General features: G+C 27.1%; 3 protein-coding genes. All 3 read right to left on the minus strand.

The window, feature by feature from the left end; genetic code table 11:
• The coding region (locus LWW95_11735; protein ID MDL1957697.1) for a DUF2851 family protein at positions 1-535 on the minus strand (535 nt) is incomplete at its 3' end.
• 65 nt (positions 536-600) lie between these two features.
• Positions 601-3,897, minus strand: a complete 3,297-nt coding sequence (locus LWW95_11740) for a toll/interleukin-1 receptor domain-containing protein (protein ID MDL1957698.1) — start codon at positions 3,895-3,897, stop codon at positions 601-603.
• A gap of 3 nt (positions 3,898-3,900) precedes the next feature.
• The coding region (locus LWW95_11745; protein MDL1957699.1) for an SIR2 family protein at positions 3,901-4,298 on the minus strand (398 nt) is incomplete at its 5' end.

Below are 4,298 nucleotides of genomic sequence, written 5' to 3' on the forward strand. Positions count from 1 at the left end.
CAAACATGGAATTTAAAAATTGTTGGATGTTTTTATCTTCTGAAAATACCATTAAAAAGGGCATAATTATGTTGAAAAACATTTCCTCTTTTCTTTGTTTGCCGATGCCTTTAAAGTCCATTATGTTTTTTAGGGCAGATTTTGGGTTTTTATTTTTTATCTCAGTTTTAACTTTTTCAAGAAAAAAATTTACTAAACCTTTTTCAATGCTCTTTTCCAAAAGTTCTGTTATCCCTTTTATTCTTTTCTCAGGAAAATTGGCAGGTCTTATACCTTTGTATTCCCACACGGATTTATCCATCCTTAAAGAAAGATCAAAATTTTCTGGTAATCCGTCTTTTTCATTTATAAAACCAGCTCTGTATAAAAGTGCTTTTTCTATAGTATGTCTATCTTTAAGTTTTTTTATTTCCGAATAAGGTAGGATTAAAGCAAGTTCTAAAAAATTTACTTTATTTTTTGGATAGCCAAGGGAGAGCATTATTTCCCGATAAAGTGCTTCATCCGGCGAAGCAATTTTGAGAAGATTCTGCATTCTTTGCTTTTTAAGCTCAAGCCATTCTTTGCCGAGGTGGTTTAAGTCTATGGATGGCATCTTGTCTAATTACATTTTTCGCAAACTTCTTTTAAGAAAAAGATTTCAGATTTGATATAATTTTCACATATATCTTTAACTATCTTTTTAACCTCGTCATTGTCAGTTTCGCAAAGGTATTTAATAATTTTTTTTATTTTGTCTTTCGGGTATTCAAAAACTGGTGCGTCTAATAAAATTTTACCTATGTTTTTAGCTGTTTGAATTTTATCTCCAATTTCCATAAATTTTTGAAGATAATCTAAAAAGAAAGAAAAAGTTACAGGATTTTTTATATATGAAGCAGAAAATTTGATCCAATTTATATAAGGTTCGGTTAATTCTGGTACAAATACAGTTAATTCTACAGTATTAGACAAAATTTCTTTTTCTTCTTCTGATAGATATTTTTCTTTATTTTTTAATTTGTTATAAAATTTGTTATAAACAAATTCCCAAAAATCTAAAATCCTTTTTTTAATTTGCTTATTTTCTTCACTATCCTCTCCCAAATAATCTCTTTGTCCCCAAAAAAATCGTATAATTTGATTAATATCATCGGGATTAAATTTTTCTATGAGCTTATAAAATAAGCTTAAAAAGTTCAAACTTTCTGAACCCATAAGATATGCTAATGAAATATGTTGGATAAGTTGCTCTCTGTAAAGATTATCTTTAAAGTTATAATCTAAAGCGAATTTGTAATGAGTTCTCATAAGATTGTAGATATCTTTGTGAATACGTCCTATAAAAAGATATCCCTGCATAAAAGCTTCCCAAATCTCTTCTTCTGGCTTTAGAGATTTAATAATTTCTGTAGTAAAAGCTTTATTTATATGGAAATAAAAATTTAAAAAATACATACCAAAAAATGTATATGCTTCAATAAGCTTATTTTCTAAAAGGTTTTTATATATTTCTACAAAATTATTTTTTATAACTTCTTTTTTATCATATGAAGATTCCAAAACTTTTAAAACAAATTTTATATAAACCTCAATAATCCGACCTATTGGAGTATTGATAGAATATTGAGGATAATCTAATATTGCTTTATCTAATTCAATTTTTAAATTTTGTAACATTAAATGTATAATATGTTCTACTTTTTCAAAAAGTCTTTCAGGAAGTGGATATTCTCTATTTTTCAAAGCTTCGGTTAAAAAGAAATAAAAAGCGGTAATAACCCATCTATGTGTTATCAGCTTTAATGACTGAACTTTAAATTTATCCTGCCAAAATTCTTCTTGATTTATATACATTTCAATAAAATTAAAAATTTTTTCATAATTTATGGGTTTATTTTCTTTTAATGCTTCCTGAAAACCTTCTAAAATTTTTGCTATATATAAATATCCTACCTTAAGAAAGAGGTTTAAATTTTCAGTAAATTTTTTGGGATTAGTTTTAACTGCTGTTCTCAAGGTTTCAGCAAGAGCTTCTACACTGGGTCCTTCCCAGAAATCAACAGTTTTAAATTGTATAAGATACTCAGCAAGCTCTGCATTATCCATTTCTAAAATTTTTTCTACACTAAGCGGTGATTCTTCCCAGCCAGTTCTAATTTCTGTTTTTCCTATTGCAGGATGTAACTCTACGTCCAATCCTGTTATTTGCTTCATTGCATCGTGTAAAGTTTTAAATTCTTTATCATAAGATAAAGCTTTATAAATCATCTGCTTAAAAATAGCTTTCCATTTTTCTTTTTCCTTTTCATCTTTGTCTTCTAACATTTGAGCATATATTTTAGTAGCTTCTTCAATTTTTCTTTTCAAAAGTTCTCTTTTAGTATCGTCTAATGGACCAAGATTTTTCAGCACTTTTTTAAGCTCATCACCCCAAAAAAGAGTAGCGCCTTCAAAAATTTTATCTCCTTTGGTCTCAAGAACTTCCCAGAAGAGGTCTTTAAATCTCTCTATATTTTGTCCAATTATAAAAAGAGAAATTTTGGTAAAAATTGGATGGGATTCCTCAAAAAATGATTTTAAAAATTGTCTTACATTTTTAGGCTCTTTTTTGGTCTTAATAAGTAAAATTTGGCTTAAAACATAGGTAAATAACTCTACAGGTTTTCTCAATAAATAATTTTTTTCTTCATAATCATATAAAGAATTAAGTGTTCCTTCGTATTCAGTTGAAACTATTTCTTTTATTCTTTCAACAAAAATATCTACAAGTTTTATTGAACATTTTTCGGCTATGACGTTTAAATGTTTTTTAAAAAATTCTTGAAGTAAGTAAATATCAACTTTAAGAACTTTTTTTTCATATTCTTCTTTTATTTCAGTAAGATGCCAAATAATTTGTTCTACTTTTTGAATATCTTCTCGATTATCTGTAAGAAATCTTGGAAAAAGTTTTTCCATAATTTCCATTGCTTGAAGCATTATATCAAATTTGGAATCAAGCCATACAGGAATTAAGTCAATAATTTCCATTGAAATTTTGTTAGTAGGAAGATTTGAAAGTATTCTAATAAAAGAACCCCAAATAAGGTAATTATCTAATTTTTTGGTCTGTCTATGATATTCTGTTACTTCTTTAATAATTTCTAAAAGTTCATCAATATACATTTCATTACCGAGTTCATTTACTTTTTGAGAAACTCGCTCTAAATAATCTAATACATTCCAATAGGGGATTGTGTAAAATCCTTCTTTCTCAGCAGGCTCAGGACCAGGAGCTTTTTCAGGAGAGAAAAAGCCTTCTGACTTAAGGATGTCAAACCATTCAAGAGAACGGAGTTTGGAAAAAAAGTATCTTTCATAAACAGGATTCTCTTTAATTAAATTTAAAACAAATTGAACTTCTTGTCTTGTAGGTTTTTCTTTTGATAAAATAATATCTAAATGTTTAATATTATCTAATACGCTTTCTTGAAATTTTAATAAACTTTTTGCTTTTTCATGTTCTAAAATGGGTTTTATCAATCTTTGATATTCTTCTTCATCAATAATAACTCTTGTTTTAAAAACAGCTGCTTTTAATGGAAGCAAAATAGGAGGAACATCTTCTGCTGAAATTTCTAACCAGATGGGCAAAATTTTACTTTTCTTTTGAATAAGTCTAGTAAAAGCAATATCTATTTCTTTTTGAACCCATTTTTGCTTGATTGAATATTTAGATAATACAATTATGAAAAAATCAGCATTTTGAGCTGCTTCATCTATTTTCCTAACGATAGAATCGCCAACTTTAATTTCCCAATCATCAACAAAAATTTTTGCAATATTTTTTAAATCTTTTTTCATTCTTTTTGCGAGTTCCCAAACGAAATCGTGATCTTTAGAAGTGTGAGAAATAAAAATATTAACTTGAGACATTTTTTACTCCTCCCTTGTAAACTGGATAGTTAGTCCAAAAGCATTTTGATAAATGTTATCAAGTACTTCAAAAATAGAATTTTCATTTTTATCTTTATAAATAATAGGATAGATATTTATTCCATTCATTTTTAAGTTTGTAACTATGTGGGTTATTTTTTCCTCTTTATCTCCTTCATTTTGTTCCAAAATTCTTTCAATCCAAAAAAACAAATTATCTCTATTATAAAACTTCCTTCGAACATCTTTTTCCCTTAATCCATATCCTAAAAATATTATTATTCTAAATTTATCCAAAAATTTTCCCCAAAATTTCCCAAATTTTAAAGAATTTGCATATCTTTTTCCATACTCTTGTTCAGATAGAATCCAAGATTCAGGTTCATCTATTCTTCCATGTA

Origin of the sequence: Candidatus Desulfofervidus auxilii (assembly GCA_030262725.1) — a bacterium.
Classification (GTDB): domain Bacteria; phylum Desulfobacterota; class Desulfofervidia; order Desulfofervidales; family Desulfofervidaceae; genus JAJSZS01.